Raw genomic sequence first — 24,869 nt, forward strand, 5'->3', positions numbered from 1 at the left:
ATGATGGCAGAGAGGTCACACCCGTTCCCATACCGAACACGGAAGTTAAGCTCTCTAGCGCCGATGGTAGTTGGGACCTTGTCCCTGTGAGAGTAGGACGTCGCCAAGCAACTAAACACGAGTCAAATGACTCGTGTTTTTTCGTGTTTTCTTTTATAATCCATAGTAATTAAAAAAATATGCTTAAATAATTATTATTTTGATTAAATGCAGGGGAATGTGGCTAGGATAGTGAATAAGCAAAAGAGTTGCAAATTTTATTAATACGTATATAATTAAAGTCAAAGATAGTCAAAGTCAATAAAGGTGGCGGATAAATGAGAAATATATCTGATATCATTGAGCAATATCTAAAGCAAGTTATTGACTTAAGTAATAATAATGTGATTGAAATCAAAAGAAATGAGATTGCGGATCGATTCGAGTGCGTACCATCTCAAATCAATTATGTAATCAATACCCGTTTTACATTAGAAAGAGGATTTGTAGTAGAAAGTAAACGTGGTGGAGGAGGTTACATTCGCATTATAAAAGTCAAACTGCATGATGATATAGACATTATTGATCAAATGCTTCATATGATTGATCATAGCGTTGCACAAGGGAATGCAGAGAGTATGATTATACGTTTATTAGAAGAGGGAATCATAACAGGCCGTGAAGCAAAATTAATGTTAAGTGTACTAGATCGTTCTGTATTATCAATGGATATTCCTTCTCGAGATGAACTTAGGGCTCGAATATTATGCGCAATGTTAAGAACACTGAAATATAAATAAATACAGCTTTTGTAAAAGAATGATAATTAAGATAGGGCAGTTAAATATTGTAGAAGTTTTGAAAAAGAGCATGTACTTTTATCTGAGTGGATTAAGGAAAGAGGACAATCTAGTAATGTATGAAAAGTATCATGAGGTAGATCGTTCCTGTTGTAAAGGTGGGGATATTGATGACTTGTCAAAACTGTAATATAAGACCAGCAACTTTACATTATACAAAAGTAATCAACGAGAAGAAGGCGGAAGTTCATCTTTGTGAGCAATGTGCGGAGCAAAGTGGCTATACGTCTTTCTTTCAATCATCACAGTCTAACTTTTCATTTCATGATGTATTTGCTGGTTTATTACACGGTGAATCAACAATGTTTGGAGAAGGAAAAAACGGGTTTTCAAATACAAATACAGTAAGATGTCCAGATTGTAAGATGACATATGAACATTTTACAAAAGTGGGACGCTTTGGTTGTGCTTCTTGTTACGATACATTTAAAGGACACTTAAACCCATTGTTAAAGCGACTTCATGGTGGACATACAGAACATTGTGGAAAAATTCCGGAACGAATGGAAGGAAATATCCACTTAAAGAAAGAATTAGATGAACTAAAACTTATTCTGAAACAATATGTACAGAATGAGGAGTTTGAGAAAGCTGCTGAGGTAAGAGATGAAATTCGAGGGCTTGAAACTCAGCTTAGTGAGCATAGAGAGGGGGAGTAGTTCTATGTCACTGGACAAAATTATGAATGAAGCGATTAGTCCATGGATGAAGGGGGATGGCCCTGATTCTGATATTGTTTTAAGTAGTCGAATTCGTTTGGCTCGTAACTTTAAGCAATATCAATTTTCTACTATGCAAAACGAAGAGGAAGCTCAAAAGGTTCAAGAATTATTTAAAAAGAAATTTATAAATAAAGCGGTAGAGCCCTTTGGGAAGTTTGGGCTATTAAAAATGAATGAACTAACTCCTCTTCAAAGGAGAGTTTTAGTCGAAAAGCATTTAATTAGTCCAAATCTAGCAGGGACCGAATATGGAGCATGTCTGTTATCAGAAAGCGAACACATTAGTGTGATGCTTAATGAGGAAGACCACATTAGGATTCAGTGCCTATTTCCAGGACTACAGTTATCAAAGGCGCTTCAAAGCGCCAATCAAATAGATAATTGGATTGAGAAAGAGGTTGAATATGCTTTTGATGAATCACTTGGATATATTACGAGTTGTCCTACTAACGTTGGTACAGGATTAAGAGCTTCTGTAATGATTCATTTACCAGGGCTGGTTTTAACAAAAAGAATTAGCCGTATTATACAAGTAATTCAAAAATTAGGTTTAGTAGTAAGAGGAATATACGGTGAAGGTAGCGAAGCGTTAGGTAATATATTTCAAGTGTCAAATCAAATGACGTTAGGGAAATCCGAAGAAGATATTATTGCAGATTTAAAGAGTGTCATGCAGCAAATTATACAACAAGAAAAATTGGCCAGAGAATTAATTGTACAAAATTCGAGCATTGAGCTTGAAGATAAGGTTTATCGTTCTTACGGTATACTAGCAAACAGTCGTTTAATTCAATCTGCAGAAGCGGCAACTTGCTTATCGGATGTACGACTCGGTATTGATCTAGGATATATAAAAGGTATATCGAGAAATATTTTGACTGAGCTAATGGTTCTTACGCAACCTGGTATTTTACAACAATATGCAGGAGGACCTTTAGGACCAGAAGAAAGAGATTATCGAAGAGCAACCTTAATCCGTGAGCGATTACGTATTGAAAAAAACTAAGCGCAAGTAGGAGGCGATTTCTATGATGTTTGGAAGATTTACAGAAAGAGCACAGAAAGTATTAGCTTTATCTCAAGAGGAAGCAATTCGCATTGGGCATAATAACATTGGAACAGAACATATATTACTTGGGCTTGTACGCGAAGGTGAAGGAATTGCAGCAAAAGCGTTAATTGCTCTTGGATTGAGCCCGGAGAAAGTGCAAAAAGAGGTAGAAGCGTTAATTGGACGTGGAACAGAAGCTTCTCAAACTGTACATTATACACCTCGTGCTAAAAAAGTTATTGAATTGTCTATGGATGAAGCGCGTAAGCTAGGACATTCTTACGTTGGAACAGAACATATTTTACTTGGCTTAATCCGTGAAGGTGAAGGTGTAGCGGCACGTGTATTAAATAATTTAGGTGTAAGCCTCAACAAAGCAAGACAACAAGTGTTACAACTTCTTGGAAGTAACGAAGCAAGTTCAGGTCACCAAGGTGGTTCATCGACAAATGCAAATACACCGACACTAGACAGTTTAGCGCGCGACTTAACAGTTGTTGCACGTGAGAATCGTTTGGATCCTGTTATTGGACGTAGTAAAGAAATTCAACGTGTAATTGAAGTGTTAAGCCGTAGAACAAAAAACAATCCAGTGTTAATTGGAGAGCCTGGTGTAGGTAAAACAGCAATTGCTGAAGGGTTAGCACAGCAAATCGTAAATAATGAAGTTCCTGAAACGTTAAGAGATAAGCGTGTTATGACACTAGATATGGGAACAGTGGTAGCTGGGACGAAATATCGTGGTGAGTTTGAAGATCGTTTAAAGAAAGTAATGGATGAAATACGTCAAGCAGGGAATATTATTCTATTTATTGATGAACTTCATACATTAATCGGTGCAGGTGGAGCAGAAGGTGCAATCGATGCATCGAATATTTTAAAACCATCTTTAGCACGCGGAGAATTACAATGTATTGGTGCGACAACTTTAGATGAGTATCGTAAATATATTGAAAAGGATGCAGCTTTAGAGAGACGTTTCCAGCCAATTCATGTTGATGAGCCGAGTCTAGAAGAATCGACTCAAATCTTGAAAGGGTTACGCGATCGTTATGAGGCGCATCACCGTGTGTCTATTACAGATGATGCAATTGATGCAGCTGTAAAACTTTCAGATCGTTATATTACGGATCGTTTCTTACCAGATAAAGCAATTGATTTAATTGATGAAGCTGCTTCAAAAGTTCGCTTGCGTTCTTATACAACACCACCAAACTTAAAAGAGCTTGAAGTGAAGCTTGAGGAAATTCGAAAAGAAAAAGATGCGGCTGTACAAAGTCAAGAGTTTGAAAAGGCTGCTTCCTTACGTGATATGGAACAACGCTTACGTGAGAAATTGGAAGATACAAAACGTCAGTGGAAAGAACAACAAGGAAAAGAAAATTCAGAGGTTACGGTAGAAGATATTGCAAATGTCGTTTCTACATGGACACGTATCCCTGTTTCTAAACTTGCACAAACAGAGACTGATAAATTATTAAACTTAGAATCCATTCTTCATGATCGTGTCATCGGTCAGGATGAAGCTGTAGTGGCTGTAGCGAAAGCTGTTCGTCGTGCAAGAGCAGGATTGAAAGATCCGAAACGTCCAATTGGTTCATTTATTTTCTTAGGGCCAACAGGTGTAGGTAAAACAGAATTAGCAAGAGCATTGGCAGAATCTATGTTCGGTGATGAGGATGCAATGATTCGCATTGATATGTCTGAGTATATGGAGAAACATTCAACTTCTCGCTTAGTTGGTTCTCCTCCAGGATATGTTGGGTATGAAGAAGGCGGACAATTAACAGAGAAGGTTCGTCGTAAGCCTTATTCAGTTGTCCTATTAGATGAAGTAGAGAAGGCACATCCTGATGTATTTAATATTCTACTACAGGTATTGGAAGATGGTCGTTTAACTGATTCTAAAGGACGTACAGTTGATTTCCGTAATACGATTGTTATTATGACGTCTAACGTTGGTGCTGAGGCGTTAAAACGTAACAAACATCTTGGGTTTAACGTACAAGATGAAAGCCGTGATTATTCGGATATGAAAGGTAAAGTAATGGATGAGCTGAAAAAGGCATTTCGTCCAGAATTCTTAAACCGTATTGATGAAATTATCGTATTCCATATGCTTGAGAAAAAACATATTCAAGAAATTGTGACTCTTATGGTAAATCAGCTAGTGAGTCGCTTAAAAGAACAAGAAATTGAATTGCACTTAACAGAAGGAGCGATTGCAGCTATTGCTGATAAAGGGTTTGATCGTGAATATGGTGCTCGTCCACTACGTAGAGCAATTCAGAAGCATGTAGAAGATAGACTATCGGAAGAACTTTTAAAAGGTGCTATTGAGAAAGGTCAAAAAGTTATCTTTGATGTAGAAGGGGAAACATTTGTCATTCATAGTGCTGAAAAGGTAAAATAAGTATAGACAAACTAAGAGGGCTACGAGATAGCCCTCTTTCTTGTACGAGAAGGTCAAATGTTTAGAGATGAAAGCGAAGTGAAATATAAAAAGATATGGCTAAAAAGAAAACAAAATTCACATGTCAAGAGTGTGGTTATCAATCACCAAAATATATGGGTAAATGTCCAGGGTGTGGTCAATGGAATTCGCTTGTTGAAGAGATGGAACCCGTTGTATCATCCAGACGCCTAAATTATGCAAATGCAATTCAAACAGAAGTAACAAAACCAAGACGTCTTACAGAAGTAGAAACAAAGTCTGAGGCACGTATTGAAACGAAATTTCAAGAGTTTAACCGTGTACTAGGTGGCGGAATTGTAGATGGATCTTTAGTACTTATTGGTGGGGACCCTGGGATTGGAAAATCAACGTTATTATTACAGATTTCCTCGCAATTAGCAGATGCTTCATATGATGTATTGTATATATCAGGTGAGGAGTCAGCAAAGCAGATTAAACTTCGTGCAGATCGTTTACATGTAAATGGTAGTAATCTATTTGTTGTATCAGAGACAGATTTACAGCGTATTGCAGCACATATTGAAGAGATGAATCCTGCTTTTGTTGTTATTGATTCTATTCAAACGATACATTTACCTGAGGTGACATCAGCTCCTGGTAGTGTGGCGCAAGTACGTGAATGTACAGCAGAATTAATGAAACTTGCAAAAACAAAGGGAATCCCAATTTTCATCGTAGGACATGTGACAAAAGAAGGTGCAATTGCGGGACCGCGTATGCTAGAACATATGGTCGATGCAGTTCTTTACTTTGAAGGAGATCGACACCATACATATCGTATTTTACGAGCTGTAAAGAATCGTTTTGGTTCTACGAATGAAATGGGTATCTTTGAAATGAAAGAACTTGGCCTTGCAGAAGTCTTAAATCCTTCTGAAATTTTCCTTGAGGAAAGACCAGTTGGAGTTGCAGGTTCAACAGTAGTTGCCTCAATGGAAGGAACAAGACCAGTTTTAGTAGAAATACAGGCATTAATTTCCCCTACTAGTTTTGGAAATCCTCGAAGAATGGCGACAGGAATTGATCATAATCGTGTCTCGCTTATTATGGCGGTACTAGAGAAAAGAACAGGTTTACTATTACAAAATCAAGATGCGTATTTAAAAGTAGCTGGTGGTTTGAAATTAGACGAACCGGCAATTGATTTAGCTGTCGCCTTAAGTATAGCTTCAAGTTTTAGAGATAAATCTACGGCACCAACTGATGCGGTAATAGGAGAAGTTGGATTAACTGGAGAAATAAGAAGAGTATCAAGAATTGAACAACGTGTACAAGAAGCAGCTAAATTAGGATTTCAACGTGCTATCATTCCTAGAAAAAATTTAGGGGGATGGACAATTCCAGAGGGGATTGAGGTTGTAGGTGTTTCTAATTTGGGAGAAGCGCTTCGTTTGACATTAGGAGGCTAGGCTATGGAAGAAAATAAGCAACGTGTCAAAAGTATGATTAACATTTTACAGCTCGTGGCCCCAGGAACACCACTGCGCGAAGGGATAGATAATGTACTTCGCGCACAAACGGGGGGACTAATTGTTCTTGGGTATAATGAGCAGATTAAAAGCATTGTTGATGGTGGTTTTCATATTAATTGCGCATTCTCTCCTGCTAGTTTATATGAATTAGCAAAAATGGATGGAGCACTTATTTTAAATGAAACTGGAAGTAAAATTTTAATTGCAAACGCACAGTTAGTTCCAGATTCATCTATTGATTCTATTGAAACAGGTATGCGTCACCGAACAGCAGAGCGTGTAGCAAAGCAGACGGGCAGCCTTGTTGTGGCCATTTCACAAAGACGTAATGTAATTACGCTATATCAAGGGAACTTACGTTATACATTAAAAGATATAGGTGTCATTTTAACGAAGGCAAATCAAGCAATTCAAACGCTAGAAAAATATAAGGCTGTATGGAATGACGGCATTACGAATTTGGGTATTCTAGAATTTGAAGAGGTCGTTACAATGTCCGAGGTGGTTCACGTTTTACATAGTGTTGAAATGGTGCTGCGTATTAAAAATGAAATATTGAGCTATATTCATGAGTTAGGAACAGAAGGTAGGTTAATTCGTTTACAGCTTACAGAATTACTAGCTGATTTAGAGGCAGAGGCAGCATTGTTAATTAAAGATTATCACCAGGAGAAAACACAAGACCATCATCAAATCTTGAAAAAGTTACAAGATCTTGCAAATACACAACTTTTAGAGGATAGTGATTTAGTTAAATTGCTTGGCTATCCAGGACAAACAAGTTTAGAAGAAAGTGTGACACCTAGAGGGTACCGAATCACAAGCAAGATTTCTCGTGTTCCGCCACTTATTATCGAGAATTTAATTAATCGATTTAAAACATTGCAAGGTGTTTGCCGAGCAACTATTAATGAATTGGATGATGTGGAAGGAATTGGAGAAGTGAGAGCGAAGAAAATACGAGAAGGTCTAAAAAGAATTCAAGAGCATCTCTATATGAGTAGACACAATTAAGAATATTACATTGATTCTATAATATAACGACACTAGAACATTTTTGGTATATGATATGATATATTGGTAAATAAAACTATTTACAAAAAAACACGTCCGCTTTTGCATTCGGCGTTTTGATTAGCGAAACAATGGTTAATAATGAGTAGGAGGTGGTTGGATGTTAAAACGGATTGTACAGCTCTTCTTTTTAGTGATCGGGGGAGCGTTAGGGATTTACTTAATCCCAAAAATTATTAATGTATTAGATATCGGTGCGGTTCCTTTGTTGGAAGGATCGTATGTTCGTGCAATTATTGGTGCAATTATTTTATTTTTAACAACATTTTGGCTTGTAGATTATATTGTTCAACTTATTAAGCATATTGAAGAGGCTCTTGTAAAGGCGCCTGTAGCAGATGTTTTATTTGGTACATTAGGATTAATCTCTGGTCTTATTGTTGCATATTTAATTTTGATACCAATTCGTGAATTTACAATTCCAGTTATTAGTACGGTGTTGCAAGTGTTCTTCACCCTTTTACTTGGATATTTAGGATTCCAAGTAGGATTTAAAAAGAGGAATGAATTGCTAGGATTATTTACATTACCCCAACGCGGAGGTAAGAAGAAAAACAATAGTGAGAATGAAGAGGTAGAGGTCGAAGCAGAAAAATCTACGACTCATTGGAAAATTCTCGATACGAGTGTAATTATTGACGGACGTATTGCAGATATTTGCCAAACAAAGTTTTTAGAAGGAACAATTGTCATTCCGCAATTCGTATTAGAAGAGCTTCAGCATATTGCCGATTCTTCAGATGCTTTAAAGCGTAATCGTGGCCGCAGAGGGCTAGACATTTTAAATCGTATTCAAAAGGAGATGCCAATTCCGGTAGAAATTTATGAAGGCGATTTCGATGATATCCAAGAAGTAGATAGCAAGCTTGTAAAGTTGGCAAAAATCACTGGTGGAACTGTAGTAACAAACGATTTCAATTTAAACAAAGTTTCTGAATTACAAGGGGTTACGGTGTTAAACATTAATGATTTAGCTAATGCGATTAAACCAGTCGTACTCCCTGGTGAAGAATTAAGTGTTTATGTTGTGAAAGATGGTAAAGAACAAAATCAAGGTGTTGCATACTTAGATGATGGTACGATGATTGTAGTAGAAGATGGTAGAGAGTATGTGGGTTCACAACTTGACGTACTTGTTACTAGCGTATTACAAACATCGGCTGGTCGTATGATTTTCGCAAAACGTAAATTGCTAGAAAAAGCATTATAAGTAGAGGATTATTAATATGTATACATTAATTATTCCGGCAGCGGGCCAAGGAAAACGAATGGGTGCTGGTAAAAATAAGTTATTTTTACTTATAGATGAAGTACCAATTATTGTGCACACATTGCGTGCTTTTGAAAAAGATAAAGCGTGCAAAAGTATTATTATGGCAATTAACGAAGAAGAACGCCCGTATTTTGAAGAGTTAATGCAGAAGTACCAGATTGAAAAGCACGTACAATTCATTCAGGGTGGAGCCGAAAGACAAGATAGCGTCTATAACGCACTTCAGTATGCGAGTGGTGTCGAATATGTTCTTGTGCATGACGGGGCGCGCCCGTTCGTAACGAATAAAGTGATTCGCGATGTATTAACTGCAGCAGAAAAATATGGAGCTTCCATTTGTGCAGTGCCAGTAAAAGATACTGTTAAGAAAGTAGAGCAGGGTGTTGTTGTAGAAACGGTAGAGCGATCTCAACTTAACGCTGTACAAACACCACAAGGATTCTCTGTTTCTCTTTTGCTAGAAGCTCATAGAAGCGCAAAGCAAAGTTGTTTTCTTGGCACAGATGATGCAAGTCTCGTAGAACGTGTTGGGAAGCAAGTAGGTGTAGTAGAGGGGAGTTACTATAATATTAAAGTGACGACTCCGGAAGATCTATTAATTGCTGAAAGTTTCCTACGTGTTCAAAAGAAATAACATTGATGACGTGTTAATAAAGAAAAGCTCGGCAACAGCCGGGCTTTTCTTTATAAGGATAGCGATATAATATAGAGTCATAAAGCTCAGTAGTTTAGCTTAAGGAGGAAGTAAGGATGTTTCGAATTGGACAAGGTTTTGATGTACATGAATTTGCGGAAGGGCGCCCGTTGATTATCGGTGGAATTACAATTCCACACGAGAAAGGATTAATCGGCCATTCAGATGCAGATGTATTGTTACATACGATTGCTGATGCATGTTTAGGTGCGATTGCAGCAGGAGATATCGGAAAGCATTTTCCTGATACAGACCCAGCTTTTAAAGATGCAGATTCAGCTGTATTGTTACAAAAAGTTTGGGAATTTGTGCGTGAACAAGGTTACGAGTTAGGAAATTTAGATTGTACAATTATTGCTCAAAAACCAAAAATGGCACCACATATTGAGAGTATGCGTAAGCGCATTAGTGAACTGTTAGAAACGTCTATCGATAACATTAATGTAAAGGCAACAACAACAGAAAAATTAGGATTTACAGGTAGAGAAGAAGGGATTGCTTCTCAAGCGGTTGTTTTATTACAGAAAAAATAATGGTTTTTAATTCGTAAGATGGATAATCACATTTTTTTGGTGTACAATTATAGAATGTGTTGACATTAAGAATGGAAGGTGTACCAATTATGGAAAAGCAAGTGAGAGTGCGCTACGCGCCAAGTCCAACAGGACACTTACATATCGGAAATGCGCGTACGGCATTATTTAATTATTTATTTGCTCGTCATTTAGATGGCAAATTTATTATTCGTATTGAAGATACTGATGTAAAACGTAACGTGGCTGGTGGAGAAGAAAGCCAATTAAAATACTTGAAATGGCTCGGTATGGACTGGGATGAAGGTGTTGATGTTGGTGGTGAATTTGGACCATATCGCCAAACAGAGCGTTTAGATATTTATAAAAAATTATATGAAGATTTATTAGAGCGTGGTCTAGCTTATAAATGTTATATGACAGAAGAAGAGCTAGAAGCAGAGCGTGAAGGACAAATCGCTCGCGGTGAAACACCTCGTTACGCAGGTAACCACCGTGAATTAACTGAAGAACAAGTGAAAGAATTTGAAGCTGAGGGACGTATTCCAAGTATTCGTTTCCGTGTACCAGCTGATCGTGACTACACATTCAAAGATATTGTAAAAGATGAAGTTGCGTTCCATTCAAATGATTTCGGTGATTTTGTTATTGTGAAAAAGGATGGAATTCCAACTTATAACTTTGCAGTAGCAGTAGATGATCATCTAATGGAAATTACACATGTACTTCGTGGTGATGATCATATTTCAAATACACCGAAACAAATGATGATTTATGAAGCTTTCGGCTGGGATATTCCACAATTCGGTCATATGACTCTAATTGTTAATGAAAGTCGTAAAAAGTTAAGTAAGCGTGATGAATCTATTATTCAATTTATTGAGCAATATAAAGAGCTTGGGTATCTTCCAGAAGCAATCTTTAACTTTATTGCACTACTAGGTTGGTCTCCGGTAGGAGAAGAAGAAATCTTCTCTAAAGATGAGTTTATCAAAATGTTCGATGCAGCTCGTTTATCAAAATCACCTGCATTATTTGATTCTCAAAAACTAAAATGGATGAACAACCAGTATATGAAAAAGCAAGATTTAGATACGGTTGTAGAGTTAAGCTTACCGCATTTAGTGAAAGCTGGACGTGTGGGAGAAACTTTAAGCGAACAAGACCAAGCTTGGATTCGTGATGTAATTGCTTTATACCATGAACAAATGAGTTTTGGAGCTGAAATTGTAGAGCTTTCTGAAATGTTCTTTAAAGATCATGTTGATTATGAAGAAGAAGGACAAGAAGTATTAAATGGTGAACAAGTACCTGAAGTACTTCGTGCATTTGCTGGTCAAATAGAAGCTCTAGAAGCAATGGAGCCAGCAGCAATTAAGGCAGCGATTAAAGCAGTTCAAAAGGAAACAGGACATAAAGGTAAAAATTTATTTATGCCAATCCGTGTTGCAACTACAGGACAAACGCATGGTCCAGAGCTTCCGAATGCTATTGCACTTCTTGGAAAAGAAAAAGTTTTAAATCGTCTTCAAAAAGTAATTGGTTAACATTTTCTAGGTTTAGAAATATAATAAGTATACCTAAAACCTAATAAGGAAAAGCGACGAGAAGGAGAAGTAGAAAATCAGGCTTTTTACAGAGAGAACCACCTTTAGGCTGGGAGTGGTTTATAAGCGGATTTTTGAAATGCCCCTTCGAGTCTTCTGCTGAACAGCGAATTGCTTCGTGGGATGTCTTAGGCCGCAAAGTAAGCAGAAGCGGTTTACACCGTTATCATGGATGAGTTTGAGGCTTTTTTAAGCCTAAACAGAGTGGAACCGCGCTTAAAAGGCGTCTCTGTCAATATGACAGAGACGCCTTTTTTTTATACCGTGTAAATAGGTATGAATATAGAATTTATCTCCTTATATAAAGAATTAGGGGAGAAGTGATGAGTTAGGGGAGTTAGTTCGCTCGACAAAAAAGCAGCCCATAAAGGGGAGGGAACACCGATGTTTAAGAGGCTTCGGGAAGATATTGAAGTCGTTTTTGAACAGGATCCAGCGGCAAGAGGTTATTTCGAAGTCATTTTAACTTACTCTGGATTACATGCAGTTTGGGCCCATCGAATTGCACATGCTTTTTATAAAAAAAAATTTTTCTTTCTTGCACGTTTTGTTTCACAAGTGAGCCGCTTTTTTACTGGCATTGAGATCCATCCAGGAGCAACTATTGGTCGACGTTTTTTCATAGATCATGGAATGGGAGTTGTAATCGGAGAAACTTGTGAAATTGGTGATAATGTAACGATTTATCAAGGGGTTACATTAGGTGGTACAGGAAAAGAAAAAGGAAAGAGGCATCCAACAATTCAGGATAATGTATTAATTGCGACGGGTGCTAAAGTTCTTGGTTCTATTACTGTGGGAGAGAATTCTAAAATCGGAGCAGGGTCTGTCGTATTAAAAGAAGTTCCTGCACATTCTACAGTTGTAGGTATACCTGGCCGTGTCGTTATTCAAAATGGAGTAAAGATTGGTCAAGAATTAAATCACTCTGACCTTCCGGATCCGATTTTTGATAAATTAAAGGCTATGGAAGTAGAACTTGATAAATTGAAGAAACAATTGGAATTAAAGGTAGAAAGGAAGGATAAAAATGACTATTCACATTTATAATACGTTAACACGTCAAAAAGAAGAGTTTGTTCCATTAGAAGAAAATAAGGTAAAGATGTATGTATGCGGACCTACAGTTTATAACTACATTCATATTGGGAATGCAAGGCCTCCTATGGTATTCGATACAGTGCGTCGTTATTTAGAATACAAAGGATACGATGTGCAATATGTATCTAACTTTACGGATGTAGATGATAAATTAATTAAAGCGGCAAATGAATTAGGTGAAGATGTACCGACAATTGCTGATCGTTTTGTTGAAGCGTACTTTGAAGATGTAACAGCACTAGGTTGCAAACACGCAACAGTTCATCCTCGTGTAACAGAAAATATGGATATCATTATTGAATTTATTCAAGAACTTGTGAATAAAGGGTATGCATATGAATCAGAGGGTGATGTGTACTTTAAGACGAAGGAATTCGAAGGTTACGGTAAATTATCACATCAACCAATCGCAGATTTACGTCACGGTGCTCGTATTGAGGTAGGGGAAAAGAAACAAGACCCTCTTGATTTTGCTTTATGGAAAGCTGCGAAAGAAGGAGAAATCTTCTGGGAAAGCCCTTGGGGGCAAGGACGTCCAGGATGGCATATTGAATGCTCAGCAATGGCGCGTAAGTACTTAGGGGATACAATTGACATTCATGCTGGTGGTCAAGACTTGGCTTTCCCACATCATGAAAATGAAATTGCGCAGTCAGAGGCATTGACTGGAAAAACGTTTGCACGTTACTGGATGCATAATGGATATATTAATATTAACAATGAGAAGATGTCTAAATCGCTTGGTAACTTTATTTTAGTTCACGATATTATTAAGCAATACGACCCGCAGTTAATTAGATTCTTTATGTTATCAGTACACTATCGTCACCCGATTAACTTTAGTGAAGAGTTATTACAAAGTACGAATAATGGACTGGAAAGAATTAAAACAGCTTATGGAAACTTAAAGCATCGTATGGAGAGTAGTACGGATTTAACGGACCATAATGAGAAATGGTTAGCTGAAATAGAGAAATTCCAGACTGCATTTGAAGAGGCAATGAATGATGACTTTAACACTGCAAATGCAATTACCGAATTATACAACGTAGCAAATCATGCAAATCAATATTTACTTGAAGAGCATACATCTAAAGTTGTGATTGAAGCATACGTAAAACAACTGGAAATGTTATTTGATATTTTGGGATTAGAATTATCAAAAGAAGAATTACTGGATGAAGAAATTGAAGAGCTTATCCAAAAGCGCATTGAAGCTCGTAAAAATCGTGATTTTGCATTGTCTGATCAAATTCGTGACGATTTAAAAGAACGTAATATTATTTTAGAAGATACCGCTCAAGGTACAAGATGGAAAAGAGGATAAGGATGATCGATGCAAAGCAATTAAACAGCTTGGCGTTAGCGTATATGGGTGATGCGGTATATGAACAATATATCCGCTATCACCTCCTTCAAAAAGGAAAAGTTCGCCCTAATCAATTACACCGCTTAGGGACGAGCTTTGTTTCAGCAAAAGCACAGGCGAAAGTTGTTTATCATTTATTAGAGACGGCATTTTTGACAGAGGAAGAAGAGGCGGTATTAAGAAGAGGGCGTAATGCAAATTCAGGTACAGTTCCGAAAAATACGGATGTACAAACATATCGACATAGTACAGCCTTTGAAGCGCTAATTGGTTATCATCATTTATTAAATAATCGTGAAAGATTAGACGAAATTGTATATAAGGCAATTGCAGTTTTAGAAGAAAAGGAAGGGGGCACATCATCATGACTAGTGAATATATTATCGGACGTAACCCTGTAATTGAAGCGTTAAGATCAGGGAGAGATATTAATAAAATTTGGATCGCAGAAGGTGCTGCCAAAGGACAAGTACAAATTGTACTAGCGTTAGCGAAAGAAAATAAGATTATTTTACAACATGCACCAAAGAAAAAGTTAGATCAATTAGTTGAGGGTAATCATCAAGGTGTAATTGCTCAAGTAGCTGCATATCAGTATGCAGAGTTAGAAGATTTATTCAAAGTGGCAGAAAAACGTAATGAAGATCCATTCTTCTTGATTTTAGATGAGATTGAAGATCCGCATAACCTAGGTTCTATTATGCGTACTGCTGATGCAACAGGAGCTCATGGAATTATTATTCCGAAGAGAAGAGCTGTGGGACTTACAGCATCAGTTGCGAAAGCATCAACAGGAGCGATTGAATACATTCCTGTTGCGCGCGTAACAAACTTATCTCGTACAATTGATGAATTAAAAGAGCGTGGACTTTGGATTGCTGGTACAGATGCCAAAGGGAAAACGGATTACCGTAATTTAGATGGTACAATGCCGATTGGGTTAGTAATTGGTAGTGAAGGAAAAGGTATGAGTCGTATTATTGGTGAAAAGTGTGATTTCTTAATCACTTTACCGATGGTTGGTAAAGTTACATCCTTAAATGCTTCAGTAGCCGCAAGTTTGTTAATGTATGAGGTATATCGTAAACGTCACGAAATTGGTAAATAAAAAATGAACGATATTTTAATCGTTGACGGTTACAACATTATCGGAGCTTGGGGAGATTTGAAGAAACTGCGGGATGTAGATTTACAATCATCAAGAGATGCGCTTATTGATAAGATGGCGGATTATCAAGGTTATACAGGTACAAAAGTGATGATAGTCTTTGATGCCTATACAGTCCATGGTATTGAAAAAAAGATGAAACAATCTCGTGTAGAAGTAATATTCACACGAAAGAATCAAACTGCAGACGAAAAGATAGAGCAACTTGCGATAGAGCTTAGAAATATAAATACACAAATATATGTTGCGACTTCGGATTATACAGAACAATGGGTTATATTTGGGCAAGGTGCCCTTCGAAAATCTGCGCGTGAATTAGAGTTGGAAGTACAAGCGATGGAACAACAAGTAAGAAGGCGCACAAAAGACACGAAAGAACAGCAGCCCGCCATGCGAAAGATATTTAGTAAAGATATTACAGAAAAATTAGAAAAATTAAGAAGAGGAGAGCGTTGAAGCATTGACGCTCTTTATCTTTTTACTGTATAATATTGCTAAATAAATAGCGGTCGGAGGGATCAAGGTGGAAGCAGGCTTCGTAAGTATAGGCGACGTTACATTTCGTGATTTAGAGGATGAGGCAATCGTTGAGTTAGTTCGAAAAGGTAATACTGACGCTCTAGAATATTTAATTCACAAGTATAAGAACTTTGTTCGTGCGAAATCAAGATCTTACTTTTTAGTGGGTGCCGATCGAGAAGACATTGTTCAAGAAGGTATGATAGGGTTGTTTAAAGCAATTCGTGATTATAAAGAGGACAAGCTGTCTTCATTCAAAGCATTTGCTGAACTATGTATCACTCGACAAATTATTACCGCTATTAAAACGGCAACAAGACAAAAACATATTCCTTTAAATTCGTATGTGTCTTTAGATAAGCCGATTTACGATGAGGAATCTGATCGAACGTTATTGGATGTTATTTCTGAAGCGAAGGTGACTGATCCTGAAGAGATGATCATTAGCCAGGAAGAATATACAGACATAGAATCAAAAATATCTGAATTATTAAGCGATTTAGAAAGGAAAGTGCTTTCTTTATATTTAGATGGTCGTTCTTATCAAGAGATTTCAGAACAGTTAAACAGGCATGTGAAATCTATTGATAACGCTTTACAAAGAGTAAAGAGAAAATTGGAACGATATATGGAAATGAGAGAAAGTACAACTTTAAATTCATAAGAAGTAACAAGTGCTACAGGTGTAAAATAAATCACCTGTTTTCTTTTGTAGAGAGTACAAAATGCATGTCATTGACATTGTCTTTTATTGTATGATACATTTTTAGGGACATAATGTTACAAGGTTGGTGTAACTAATGAGGAAAAAAGTTGTACTCTCATGTGAAGAGTGTAAAAATCGAAACTACTCTACTATGAAAGATACGAGCTCAATAGAGCGACTTGAAATAAAAAAGTTTTGTAAAACATGCAATCAGCATACAGTTCACAAGGAAACAAAATAAATAATTGAAATAATACACTGGAGGTCCCGCAGATGCGTTTAACGAACTTTTTCGGCGATGTAGGTCGCGAAATGAAAAAAGTAAGTTGGCCTAAAAAAGATGAATTACTCCGCTCAACAGCGACTGTTGTTGCTACAGTTGTGTTCTTTGCGATTTTCTTCGCAGTAGTTGATATGGGCATTTCTTCTTTAATTCGGTTAATTCTTGGTTAATTCTTGAATAAGAAGCACTTATCCATGATATAATGTTATTTATAAGAACTGTGTAAAAGCCCGGTGAACGGGTTTTTTCATTTGCGCAAAAAAATGTACGTCAGGGAGGGAAGGACGCTCGTCCTAAATGAATGGAAAAAAGTTGGTATGTTGTCCATACTTATTCTGGATATGAAAATAAAGTAAAAGCAAACCTAGAGAAACGTGTAGAATCAATGGGTATGCAAGATAAAATTTTCCGTGTTGTTGTCCCGGAAGAAGTAGAAGTAGAAATGAAAAACGGAAAAGAAAAATTAATGAAAAGAAAAGTGTTCCCAGGTTATGTATTAGTAGAATTAATCATGACTGATGACTCTTGGTATGTTGTACGTAACACGCCGGGTGTAACTGGGTTCGTTGGTTCTTCTGGTTCTGGATCTAAACCATCACCTCTATTAGAAGAGGAAGTTGTTACCATTATGAAACATATGGGAATGGATAACGAAGTGGTTGATTTCGACTTTGAACTTCATGAGACAGTACGTGTAAATGAGGGACCATTCGCAGATTATACAGGTGCTATTGAAGAAATTGATGTGGAGAAGAAAAAGGTTAGCGTGCTTGTGGACATGTTTGGTCGCGAGACTCCAGTTGAACTTGACTTCCATCAAATTGAAAAATTATAAAATGAAACTTGAAATGAATTGTAAAAAGTGATAATATCTTTTAAGTCAGTACGTCTTCGTTATCGGAGACGTTTTTTGAAAGATTTTATCCTTACAGATAAAATATGACGTGGGAGGGCAAATCACTGTCCAATTGACCACATCACGGACTTAAGGAGGTGTGTCTCGTGGCTAAAAAGGTAATTAAAATGGTAAAGCTTCAAATTCCTGCAGGTAAAGCTAACCCAGCTCCACCAGTTGGTCCAGCATTAGGACAAGCAGGTGTTAACATCATGGGCTTCTGTAAAGAGTTTAACGCTCGTACAGCAGATCAAGCTGGTCTTATCATCCCTGTTGAAATTACGGTATTTGAGGACCGTTCATTCACTTTCATTACTAAAACTCCTCCTGCTGCTGTTCTTCTTAAGAAAGTAGCTGGTATTGAGTCTGGTTCTGGTGAACCAAACCGTAATAAAGTGGCAACTGTTAAGCGTGATAAAGTACGCGAAATCGCTGAAACTAAAATGCCTGACCTAAACGCTGCTAGCGTAGAAGCTGCAATGCGTATGGTTGAAGGTACTGCACGCAGTATGGGCATCGTTATCGAAGACTAATTCGATTTGTTTTTAAAAAAGGTTGCGGGTCTGGAATTCCAATTCGCAACCTTTATTATCGTAAATGATTATCGTTTTTAAATAAATGGATGGCGCTCATCCTCAGGTTATACCTGAAAACAGGCGTAAACGTGGGAGGTTATTCCGCTAAAACCACATTCGAGGAGGAAATAAAAATGGCTAAAAGAGGTAAAAAGTACGTAGAAGCTGCAAAGCTTGTTGATCGTGCAGCTGCTTACTCTGCAACAGAAGCAGTAGAATTAGTAAAGAAAACAAACACAGCTAAATTTGATGCAACTGTAGAAGCTGCATTCCGTTTAGGTGTTGACCCTAAGAAAGCTGACCAACAAATCCGTGGTGCAGTTGTTCTTCCACACGGTACTGGTAAAGTACAACGTGTATTAGTATTTGCTAAAGGTGAAAAAGCTAAAGAAGCTGAAGCTGCTGGAGCTGACTTCGTAGGCGATACTGATTACATCGGTAAAATCCAACAAGGTTGGTTCGATTTCGATGTAGTAGTAGCAACTCCTGACATGATGGGTGAAGTTGGTAAACTTGGTCGCGTATTAGGACCTAAAGGTTTAATGCCAAACCCTAAAACTGGAACAGTTACTTTCGATGTAACTAAAGCTGTTAACGAAATCAAAGCTGGTAAAGTTGAATACCGCGTTGATAAAGCTGGTAACATCCACGTTCCAATCGGTAAAGTATCTTTCGAAGATGCTAAATTAGTAGAAAACTTCAAAACAATTGCTGACACTTTACAAAAAGTTAAGCCAGCTGCTGCAAAAGGTACTTACATGAAGAACGTAACAGTTGCTTCTACAATGGGACCTGGCGTACGTGTAGACGTTTCTACATTAGCGTAAATTTTGGAAGTTGACTTCATAAAGAAGTTTTAATATAATCATTTATGTTGTGAATTTAATTAGTGTACCGTAGACAGTAGGTGTCAATAGACTTAATTTCCTACCTAGGTGTTAATATACGAAGCGGAATCTTTTTTCTGTGACTATATGCCTCCATGTCTACAAGTTGGGCATGGAGGTTTTTAGTGCACTTTCGGTACATCTTCTATATAATCTACAGGAGGTGTAATAACATGAGCAAAGTAATCGAAACTAAACAACAAGTTGTAACTGAAATCGCGGACAAACTTCGCGCTAGTAAATCTACAATCGTTGTTGACTACCGTGGTTTAACAGTTTCTGAAGCAACAGAATTACGTAAGCAATTACGTGAAGCTGGCGTTGAGTTCAAAGTTTACAAAAACTCTCTAACTCGTCGTGCTGCAGAATCTGCTGAAATGGCTGAGTTAAATGAATTCTTAACAGGACCAAACGCAATCGCGTTCAGTAACGAGGATGTAGTTGCTCCTGCGAAAGTATTAAACGACTTCGCTAAAGATCATGAAGCTTTAGAAATTAAAGCGGGCGTAATCGAAGGTAAACTTGTAACACTTGATGAGGTTAAAGCAATCGCTACTCTTCCATCACGTGAAGGCTTACTTTCTATGCTTCTTAGCGTTCTTCAAGCTCCAATCCGTAACCTTGCACTTGCTACTAAAGCAGTTGCAGACCAAAAGGAAGAGCAAGGCGCTTAATTTTTTAAAAGATAATTACGTATTATCGATAAAACAATACAAACCTATTTAAGGGAGGATATTTACAATGACTAAAGAACAAATCATTGAAGCAGTTAAATCTATGACTGTATTAGAACTTAACGACTTAGTAAAAGCTATCGAGGAAGAATTCGGCGTAACTGCTGCTGCTCCTGTAGCTGTTGCTGGTGGCGCTGGAGAAGCTGCTGCTGAGAAAACTGAATTTGATGTGGAACTAACTAGCGCTGGTGCACAAAAAATCAAAGTTATCAAAGTTGTTCGTGAAATCACTGGTCTTGGCTTAAAAGAAGCTAAAGAATTAGTTGACAACACTCCAAAAGTAATCAAAGAAGCTGCTGCTAAAGAAGAAGCTGAAGAAATCAAAGCTAAACTTGAAGAAGTTGGCGCTGCTGTAGAAGTTAAGTAATTAACTTTTGATGCTTTAAAAAAAGCTCGCTCTCATGCGAGCTTTTTTTTTAACTGTAAAGAAAAGAGGTGGCCATATGGCAGACCATTATTTTTCTAACGACCCTTCTAGTAAAAGTGATCGTAAGCGATGGGAGTTTGCCCTTCGTGGATCTCGATTTACTTTCTTATCTGACCATGGGGTGTTCTCGAAAAACGAAGTGGACTTTGGTTCCCGTCTTTTAATTGAAGCGTTTCAAATGCCAGATATTAAAGGTAATATATTAGACGTAGGTTGCGGATACGGTCCTATTGGTTTGTCGTTAGCGAAAGAGTTTCAAGGTCGTGAAGTTCACATGGTGGATGTGAATGAGAGGGCACTTGGGCTTGCGAAAGAAAACGCCGCTAATAACAAAATCGAGAATATACGTATTTTTCAAAGTAGCGTCTATGAAAATGTAGATGGTAAGTATGCTGCTATTCTATCTAACCCTCCAATTCGTGCGGGTAAAGATATCGTACATGAGATTTTAGAAAAAGCTGTGGAGTATTTAGTTCCAGGTGGAGAACTTTGGATTGTTATTCAAAAGAAACAAGGTGCACCGTCTGCGCTAAAAAAACTAGAAGAAGTATTTTCTGAGGTTGAGGTTGTAGAAAAGAAAAAAGGATATTATATCATAAAATCAAAAAAACGTTGACGGTTATTTTTGGCTATGTTAACATTATACAATGCCAATATATGATTTTCTGCGTTGAGAAAGATGTATATTTTTGTTTCTCTTGGAAAAGATAGTAAAATCAGCAGATTATGAAACAGAATGATGGTTTTCTTATAGAAGCCATTTTTCTTTTTTGAGCAGGTAGAAAGACTCAACGTATTTATCTTTAAGAGAAAGAGACTACGCTAATAGCAGTAGTTGTATTTATTTGTGATTTTGCACAAATTTTTTTGTGCATTTATAATACTCATGATTTGAGGGGTGAAGCAGTTGACAGGTCAACTAGTTCAATACGGACGCCACCGCCAACGAAGAAGTTATGCCCGTATTAGTGAAGTATTAGAGTTACCAAATCTTATCGAAATTCAAACCTCTTCTTATCAGTGGTTTCTTGATGAGGGTTTGCGAGAAATGTTCCAAGACATTTCTCCGATTGAAGACTTTACGGGAAATCTATCGCTTGAATTTATCGACTACAGCTTAGGTGAACCTAAATACTCTGTAGACGAATGCAAAGAGCGTGATGTGACGTATGCAGCACCACTTCGTGTAAAAGTGCGTCTAATCAACAAGGAAACTGGTGAAGTAAAAGAACAAGATGTGTTCATGGGAGATTTCCCACTCATGACAGAGACTGGAACATTCGTAATTAACGGTGCAGAACGTGTTATCGTTTCCCAGTTAGTTCGCTCTCCAAGCGTATACTATAGTGGCAAAGTGGATAAAAACGGAAAACGTGGTTTTACTGCTACTGTAATTCCAAACCGCGGAGCTTGGTTAGAGTATGAGACAGATGCTAAGGATGTTGTATATGTGCGTATTGACCGTACGCGTAAACTTCCTGTAACTGTTTTGTTACGCGCATTAGGGTTTGGCTCTGATCAAGAAATCACCGAGCTTTTAGGTGATAACGAATACTTAAGCAACACATTAGAAAAAGACAACACAGATAGCACAGAAAAAGCATTGCTTGAAATTTATGAGCGTCTACGTCCTGGTGAACCACCAACAGTAGAAAATGCTAAGAGCTTACTTGTGTCTCGTTTCTTTGATCCAAAGCGCTACGATTTAGCAAATGTAGGTCGCTATAAGATCAACAAGAAGTTACACATTAAAAACAGATTGTTTAATCAACGTTTAGCTGAAACATTAGTGGATCCAGAAACTGGTGAAATTTTAGCGGCAGAAGGAACAATCTTAGATCGTCGTACACTTGATCGCATTTTACCTTACTTAGAGAAAAACATTGGATTCAAAACAGCGAAACCAATGGGTGGAGTGGTAGAAGGCGATGTTGAGCTGCAATCTATTAAGATTTATGCTCCTGAGTCGGAAGGCGAACGCGTAATTAATGTAATTGGTAATGCAAACATTACTCGTGATGTGAAACACATCACACCAGGTGATATCCTTGCTTCTATCAGTTACTTCTTCAACCTACTATACAAAGTAGGGGATACAGATGATATTGACCATTTAGGAAACCGTCGTCTGCGTTCTGTTGGAGAACTGTTACAAAATCAATTCCGTATCGGTCTTTCTCGTATGGAACGTGTTGTTCGTGAGAGAATGTCGATCCAAGATACAAATGCAATTACACCACAGGCACTAATTAATATTCGTCCTGTTATTGCATCTATTAAAGAGTTCTTCGGAAGTTCTCAGTTATCTCAGTTTATGGACCAAACAAACCCATTAGCAGAGTTAACTCACAAACGAAGACTATCTGCATTAGGACCTGGTGGTTTAACGCGTGAGCGCGCAGGCTTTGAAGTGCGTGACGTTCATTACTCTCACTACGGTCGTATGTGTCCGATTGAAACACCAGAGGGACCAAACATCGGTTTGATTAACTCATTATCTTCGTTCGCGAAAGTAAATGAGTTTGGTTTCATTGAAACACCATACCGTCGTGTTGACCCAGAAACTGGTCTTGTAACAGGGCATGTTGATTACTTAACAGCAGATGAAGAAGATAACTATGTTGTAGCCCAAGCGAATATGAAATTATCTGACGAAGGTGAATTCCTAAGTGAAGATATCGTAGCTCGTTTCCGTGGTGAAAACATTGTCACAAATAGAGAACGCATCGACTACATGGATGTATCTCCAAAACAAGTAGTGTCGGCAGCGACAGCTTGTATTCCGTTCTTAGAAAACGATGACTCTAACCGCGCACTTATGGGAGCGAACATGCAACGTCAGGCGGTTCCGTTAATGAATCCGGAATCTCCGATTGTAGGTACAGGTATGGAGTACGTATCAGCAAAAGACTCAGGTGCTGCAGTAATCTGTAAACATCCTGGTGTTGTTGAGCGCGTAGAAGCACGTGAAGTTTGGGTACGTCGCTATGTAGAAGTTGACGGTCAAATAGTAAAAGGCGACTTAGATCGCTACAAAATGCAAAAATTCATTCGTTCTAACCAAGGAACTTGTTACAACCAACGTCCAATCGTAAGTGTTGGAAATGAAGTTGTAAAAGGTGAAATCCTTGCGGATGGTCCTTCTATGGAATTAGGTGAACTAGCACTTGGACGTAACGTGCTTGTTGGCTTCATGACTTGGGACGGTTATAACTACGAGGATGCGATCATCATGAGTGAGCGCCTTGTAAAAGATGATGTGTACACTTCTATTCATATTGAAGAATATGAATCAGAAGCTCGTGATACGAAGCTTGGACCAGAAGAAATTACACGTGACATTCCAAACGTTGGGGAAGACGCATTACGTAACCTTGACGAGCGCGGTATCATTCGCGTTGGTGCTGAAGTAAAAGATGGAGATTTACTTGTTGGTAAAGTAACACCTAAAGGTGTAACAGAATTAACAGCTGAAGAACGTCTATTACATGCTATTTTTGGAGAAAAAGCGCGTGAAGTACGTGATACATCACTACGTGTACCACACGGTGGTGGCGGTATTATCTTAGACGTAAAAGTATTCAACCGTGAAGATGGCGATGAATTGCCACCAGGCGTGAATCAACTTGTACGTGCATATATCGTTCAAAAACGTAAAATTTCTGAAGGTGACAAGATGGCCGGACGTCACGGTAACAAAGGTGTTATTTCTCGTATTTTACCAGAAGAAGATATGCCTTACCTACCAGACGGTACGCCAATCGATATCATGTTAAACCCATTAGGGGTACCATCTCGTATGAATATCGGTCAGGTATTAGAGCTTCATCTTGGTATGGCAGCAAGATACCTTGGCATTCACATTGCAACACCAGTATTCGATGGTGCTCGTGAGGAAGATGTTTGGGGCACAATTGAAGAAGCTGGTATGGCAAATGACGCGAAAACAATCCTGTATGACGGACGTACTGGTGAACCATTCGATAACCGCGTATCTGTTGGTGTCATGTATATGATCAAACTTGCGCACATGGTTGACGATAAACTTCATGCTCGTTCTACTGGACCATACTCACTTGTAACGCAGCAACCTCTTGGAGGTAAAGCTCAGTTCGGTGGACAGCGTTTCGGTGAGATGGAGGTTTGGGCACTTGAAGCTTACGGTGCTGCTTATACTCTTCAAGAAATCTTAACAGTGAAGTCTGATGATGTTGTTGGACGTGTTAAGACTTATGAAGCAATTGTTAAAGGCGAAAATGTTCCAGAACCAGGCGTTCCTGAATCATTCAAAGTATTGATTAAAGAGCTGCAAAGTTTAGGTATGGACGTTAAAATGATGTCTAGCGACGATACAGAAATTGAAATGCGTGATACAGAAGATGACGATGATCATCAGTCAGCAGATAAATTGAATGTCGAAGTTGAGACAACTAAGGAATAATTGGGATAACCTGTAGACTAAAA

At 37.9% G+C, this 24,869-nt stretch carries 25 protein-coding genes, 1 rRNA gene and 2 other annotated features; all 26 genes read left to right on the plus strand.

Going from position 1 to position 24,869, the window contains the following annotated elements; genetic code table 11:
* Positions 1–109 (plus strand): 5S ribosomal RNA (gene rrf, locus ACUN13_RS28730); the annotation flags it as partial.
* A 208-nt stretch (positions 110–317) separates the two neighbouring features.
* Positions 318–779 (plus strand): transcriptional regulator CtsR, encoded by a 462-nt coding sequence (gene ctsR / locus ACUN13_RS28735; protein ID WP_001244565.1) that lies wholly within the window; start codon positions 318–320, stop codon positions 777–779.
* Between the two features lie 170 nt (positions 780–949).
* Positions 950–1,498, plus strand: coding sequence for a UvrB/UvrC motif-containing protein (locus ACUN13_RS28740; RefSeq protein ID WP_000128399.1), 549 nt, complete (start codon positions 950–952; stop codon positions 1,496–1,498).
* 4 nt (positions 1,499–1,502) lie between these two features.
* Positions 1,503–2,567 (plus strand): protein arginine kinase, encoded by a 1,065-nt coding sequence (locus tag ACUN13_RS28745; RefSeq protein ID WP_000050842.1) that lies wholly within the window; start codon positions 1,503–1,505, stop codon positions 2,565–2,567.
* A 22-nt stretch (positions 2,568–2,589) separates the two neighbouring features.
* Complete coding sequence (gene clpC / locus ACUN13_RS28750) at positions 2,590–5,025, plus strand: ATP-dependent protease ATP-binding subunit ClpC (protein WP_069357942.1); 2,436 nt, start codon at positions 2,590–2,592, stop codon at positions 5,023–5,025.
* Between the two features lie 95 nt (positions 5,026–5,120).
* Positions 5,121–6,497 carry a DNA repair protein RadA gene (radA, locus tag ACUN13_RS28755; RefSeq protein ID WP_001085202.1) on the plus strand — a complete coding sequence of 459 codons (1,377 nt, stop codon included), beginning with the start codon at positions 5,121–5,123 and terminating at the stop codon, positions 6,495–6,497.
* A gap of 3 nt (positions 6,498–6,500) precedes the next feature.
* Complete coding sequence (disA, locus tag ACUN13_RS28760) at positions 6,501–7,574, plus strand: DNA integrity scanning diadenylate cyclase DisA (RefSeq protein WP_000392163.1); 1,074 nt, start codon at positions 6,501–6,503, stop codon at positions 7,572–7,574.
* A gap of 160 nt (positions 7,575–7,734) precedes the next feature.
* The gene (locus tag ACUN13_RS28765) at positions 7,735–8,844 is read left to right on the plus strand and encodes a PIN/TRAM domain-containing protein (protein ID WP_000919677.1); all 1,110 of its coding nucleotides are present in this window, start codon (positions 7,735–7,737) and stop codon (positions 8,842–8,844) included.
* Positions 8,845–8,860: 16 nt separating this feature from the next.
* The gene (ispD, locus tag ACUN13_RS28770) at positions 8,861–9,541 is read left to right on the plus strand and encodes a 2-C-methyl-D-erythritol 4-phosphate cytidylyltransferase (RefSeq protein ID WP_000288284.1); all 681 of its coding nucleotides are present in this window, start codon (positions 8,861–8,863) and stop codon (positions 9,539–9,541) included.
* A 116-nt stretch (positions 9,542–9,657) separates the two neighbouring features.
* Positions 9,658–10,134 (plus strand): 2-C-methyl-D-erythritol 2,4-cyclodiphosphate synthase, encoded by a 477-nt coding sequence (gene ispF / locus ACUN13_RS28775; protein ID WP_000488386.1) that lies wholly within the window; start codon positions 9,658–9,660, stop codon positions 10,132–10,134.
* A gap of 89 nt (positions 10,135–10,223) precedes the next feature.
* On the plus strand, positions 10,224–11,681 hold the full coding sequence (gene gltX / locus ACUN13_RS28780) for a glutamate--tRNA ligase (RefSeq protein WP_000415143.1): 1,458 nt from the start codon (positions 10,224–10,226) through the stop codon (positions 11,679–11,681).
* A gap of 47 nt (positions 11,682–11,728) precedes the next feature.
* Positions 11,729–11,975 (plus strand) — a binding site (T-box leader).
* A 150-nt stretch (positions 11,976–12,125) separates the two neighbouring features.
* Positions 12,126–12,791, plus strand: a complete 666-nt coding sequence (gene cysE / locus ACUN13_RS28785) for a serine O-acetyltransferase (protein ID WP_229174938.1) — start codon at positions 12,126–12,128, stop codon at positions 12,789–12,791.
* Complete coding sequence (gene cysS / locus ACUN13_RS28790; RefSeq protein WP_445424074.1) at positions 12,772–14,169, plus strand: cysteine--tRNA ligase; 1,398 nt, start codon at positions 12,772–12,774, stop codon at positions 14,167–14,169. Before cysE ends, cysS begins: the two co-directional genes overlap by 20 nt.
* A gap of 2 nt (positions 14,170–14,171) precedes the next feature.
* On the plus strand, positions 14,172–14,579 hold the full coding sequence (locus ACUN13_RS28795; protein ID WP_000564261.1) for a Mini-ribonuclease 3: 408 nt from the start codon (positions 14,172–14,174) through the stop codon (positions 14,577–14,579).
* A complete protein-coding gene (gene rlmB / locus ACUN13_RS28800) occupies positions 14,576–15,319 on the plus strand; it encodes a 23S rRNA (guanosine(2251)-2'-O)-methyltransferase RlmB (protein ID WP_000200237.1) in 744 nt (247 codons plus the stop codon). The genes ACUN13_RS28795 and rlmB overlap by 4 nt, the downstream gene beginning before the upstream one ends.
* Before the next feature lie 3 nt (positions 15,320–15,322).
* Positions 15,323–15,835 (plus strand): NYN domain-containing protein, encoded by a 513-nt coding sequence (locus tag ACUN13_RS28805; protein ID WP_000997886.1) that lies wholly within the window; start codon positions 15,323–15,325, stop codon positions 15,833–15,835.
* 67 nt (positions 15,836–15,902) lie between these two features.
* A complete protein-coding gene (locus ACUN13_RS28810) occupies positions 15,903–16,562 on the plus strand; it encodes an RNA polymerase sporulation sigma factor SigH (RefSeq protein ID WP_000387193.1) in 660 nt (219 codons plus the stop codon).
* A gap of 136 nt (positions 16,563–16,698) precedes the next feature.
* On the plus strand, positions 16,699–16,845 hold the full coding sequence (gene rpmG / locus ACUN13_RS28815; protein ID WP_014481927.1) for a 50S ribosomal protein L33: 147 nt from the start codon (positions 16,699–16,701) through the stop codon (positions 16,843–16,845).
* Positions 16,846–16,877: 32 nt separating this feature from the next.
* The gene (gene secE, locus ACUN13_RS28820; RefSeq protein WP_001241323.1) at positions 16,878–17,057 is read left to right on the plus strand and encodes a preprotein translocase subunit SecE; all 180 of its coding nucleotides are present in this window, start codon (positions 16,878–16,880) and stop codon (positions 17,055–17,057) included.
* Positions 17,058–17,188: 131 nt separating this feature from the next.
* Complete coding sequence (gene nusG, locus ACUN13_RS28825) at positions 17,189–17,722, plus strand: transcription termination/antitermination protein NusG (protein WP_000415794.1); 534 nt, start codon at positions 17,189–17,191, stop codon at positions 17,720–17,722.
* Positions 17,723–17,889: 167 nt separating this feature from the next.
* A complete protein-coding gene (gene rplK / locus ACUN13_RS28830; RefSeq protein ID WP_001085872.1) occupies positions 17,890–18,315 on the plus strand; it encodes a 50S ribosomal protein L11 in 426 nt (141 codons plus the stop codon).
* Positions 18,316–18,491: 176 nt separating this feature from the next.
* Positions 18,492–19,184, plus strand: coding sequence for a 50S ribosomal protein L1 (gene rplA, locus ACUN13_RS28835; RefSeq protein ID WP_001987630.1), 693 nt, complete (start codon positions 18,492–18,494; stop codon positions 19,182–19,184).
* 49 nt (positions 19,185–19,233) lie between these two features.
* Positions 19,234–19,378, plus strand: a sequence feature (ribosomal protein L10 leader region).
* A 39-nt stretch (positions 19,379–19,417) separates the two neighbouring features.
* Positions 19,418–19,918, plus strand: coding sequence for a 50S ribosomal protein L10 (rplJ, locus tag ACUN13_RS28840; protein WP_000048716.1), 501 nt, complete (start codon positions 19,418–19,420; stop codon positions 19,916–19,918).
* Positions 19,919–19,985: 67 nt separating this feature from the next.
* The gene (rplL, locus tag ACUN13_RS28845) at positions 19,986–20,345 is read left to right on the plus strand and encodes a 50S ribosomal protein L7/L12 (RefSeq protein WP_000159736.1); all 360 of its coding nucleotides are present in this window, start codon (positions 19,986–19,988) and stop codon (positions 20,343–20,345) included.
* Positions 20,346–20,421: 76 nt separating this feature from the next.
* Positions 20,422–21,021, plus strand: a complete 600-nt coding sequence (locus ACUN13_RS28850; RefSeq protein ID WP_000763266.1) for a class I SAM-dependent methyltransferase — start codon at positions 20,422–20,424, stop codon at positions 21,019–21,021.
* A 291-nt stretch (positions 21,022–21,312) separates the two neighbouring features.
* Complete coding sequence (rpoB, locus tag ACUN13_RS28855; protein ID WP_000147552.1) at positions 21,313–24,846, plus strand: DNA-directed RNA polymerase subunit beta; 3,534 nt, start codon at positions 21,313–21,315, stop codon at positions 24,844–24,846.
* Positions 24,847–24,869: the final 23 nt, after the last annotated feature.

Source organism: Bacillus cereus group sp. Bce041, assembly GCF_052646455.1.

What these genes read in the sequence shown, in the direction of transcription:
- ctsR (WP_001244565.1), top strand. Translation starts at nt 318, where the DNA reads ATGAGAAATATATCTGATATCATTGAGCAATATCTAAAGCAAGTTATT.
- ACUN13_RS28740 (WP_000128399.1), top strand. Translation starts at nt 950, where the DNA reads ATGACTTGTCAAAACTGTAATATAAGACCAGCAACTTTACATTATACA.
- ACUN13_RS28745 (WP_000050842.1), top strand. Translation starts at nt 1,503, where the DNA reads ATGTCACTGGACAAAATTATGAATGAAGCGATTAGTCCATGGATGAAG.
- clpC (WP_069357942.1), top strand. Translation starts at nt 2,590, where the DNA reads ATGATGTTTGGAAGATTTACAGAAAGAGCACAGAAAGTATTAGCTTTA.
- radA (WP_001085202.1), top strand. Translation starts at nt 5,121, where the DNA reads ATGGCTAAAAAGAAAACAAAATTCACATGTCAAGAGTGTGGTTATCAA.
- disA (WP_000392163.1), top strand. Translation starts at nt 6,501, where the DNA reads ATGGAAGAAAATAAGCAACGTGTCAAAAGTATGATTAACATTTTACAG.
- ACUN13_RS28765 (WP_000919677.1), top strand. Translation starts at nt 7,735, where the DNA reads ATGTTAAAACGGATTGTACAGCTCTTCTTTTTAGTGATCGGGGGAGCG.
- ispD (WP_000288284.1), top strand. Translation starts at nt 8,861, where the DNA reads ATGTATACATTAATTATTCCGGCAGCGGGCCAAGGAAAACGAATGGGT.
- ispF (WP_000488386.1), top strand. Translation starts at nt 9,658, where the DNA reads ATGTTTCGAATTGGACAAGGTTTTGATGTACATGAATTTGCGGAAGGG.
- gltX (WP_000415143.1), top strand. Translation starts at nt 10,224, where the DNA reads ATGGAAAAGCAAGTGAGAGTGCGCTACGCGCCAAGTCCAACAGGACAC.
- cysE (WP_229174938.1), top strand. Translation starts at nt 12,126, where the DNA reads ATGTTTAAGAGGCTTCGGGAAGATATTGAAGTCGTTTTTGAACAGGAT.
- cysS (WP_445424074.1), top strand. Translation starts at nt 12,772, where the DNA reads ATGACTATTCACATTTATAATACGTTAACACGTCAAAAAGAAGAGTTT.
- ACUN13_RS28795 (WP_000564261.1), top strand. Translation starts at nt 14,172, where the DNA reads ATGATCGATGCAAAGCAATTAAACAGCTTGGCGTTAGCGTATATGGGT.
- rlmB (WP_000200237.1), top strand. Translation starts at nt 14,576, where the DNA reads ATGACTAGTGAATATATTATCGGACGTAACCCTGTAATTGAAGCGTTA.
- ACUN13_RS28805 (WP_000997886.1), top strand. Translation starts at nt 15,323, where the DNA reads ATGAACGATATTTTAATCGTTGACGGTTACAACATTATCGGAGCTTGG.
- rpmG (WP_014481927.1), top strand. Translation starts at nt 16,699, where the DNA reads ATGAGGAAAAAAGTTGTACTCTCATGTGAAGAGTGTAAAAATCGAAAC.
- secE (WP_001241323.1), top strand. Translation starts at nt 16,878, where the DNA reads ATGCGTTTAACGAACTTTTTCGGCGATGTAGGTCGCGAAATGAAAAAA.
- nusG (WP_000415794.1), top strand. Translation starts at nt 17,189, where the DNA reads ATGGAAAAAAGTTGGTATGTTGTCCATACTTATTCTGGATATGAAAAT.
- rplA (WP_001987630.1), top strand. Translation starts at nt 18,492, where the DNA reads ATGGCTAAAAGAGGTAAAAAGTACGTAGAAGCTGCAAAGCTTGTTGAT.
- rplJ (WP_000048716.1), top strand. Translation starts at nt 19,418, where the DNA reads ATGAGCAAAGTAATCGAAACTAAACAACAAGTTGTAACTGAAATCGCG.
- rplL (WP_000159736.1), top strand. Translation starts at nt 19,986, where the DNA reads ATGACTAAAGAACAAATCATTGAAGCAGTTAAATCTATGACTGTATTA.
- ACUN13_RS28850 (WP_000763266.1), top strand. Translation starts at nt 20,422, where the DNA reads ATGGCAGACCATTATTTTTCTAACGACCCTTCTAGTAAAAGTGATCGT.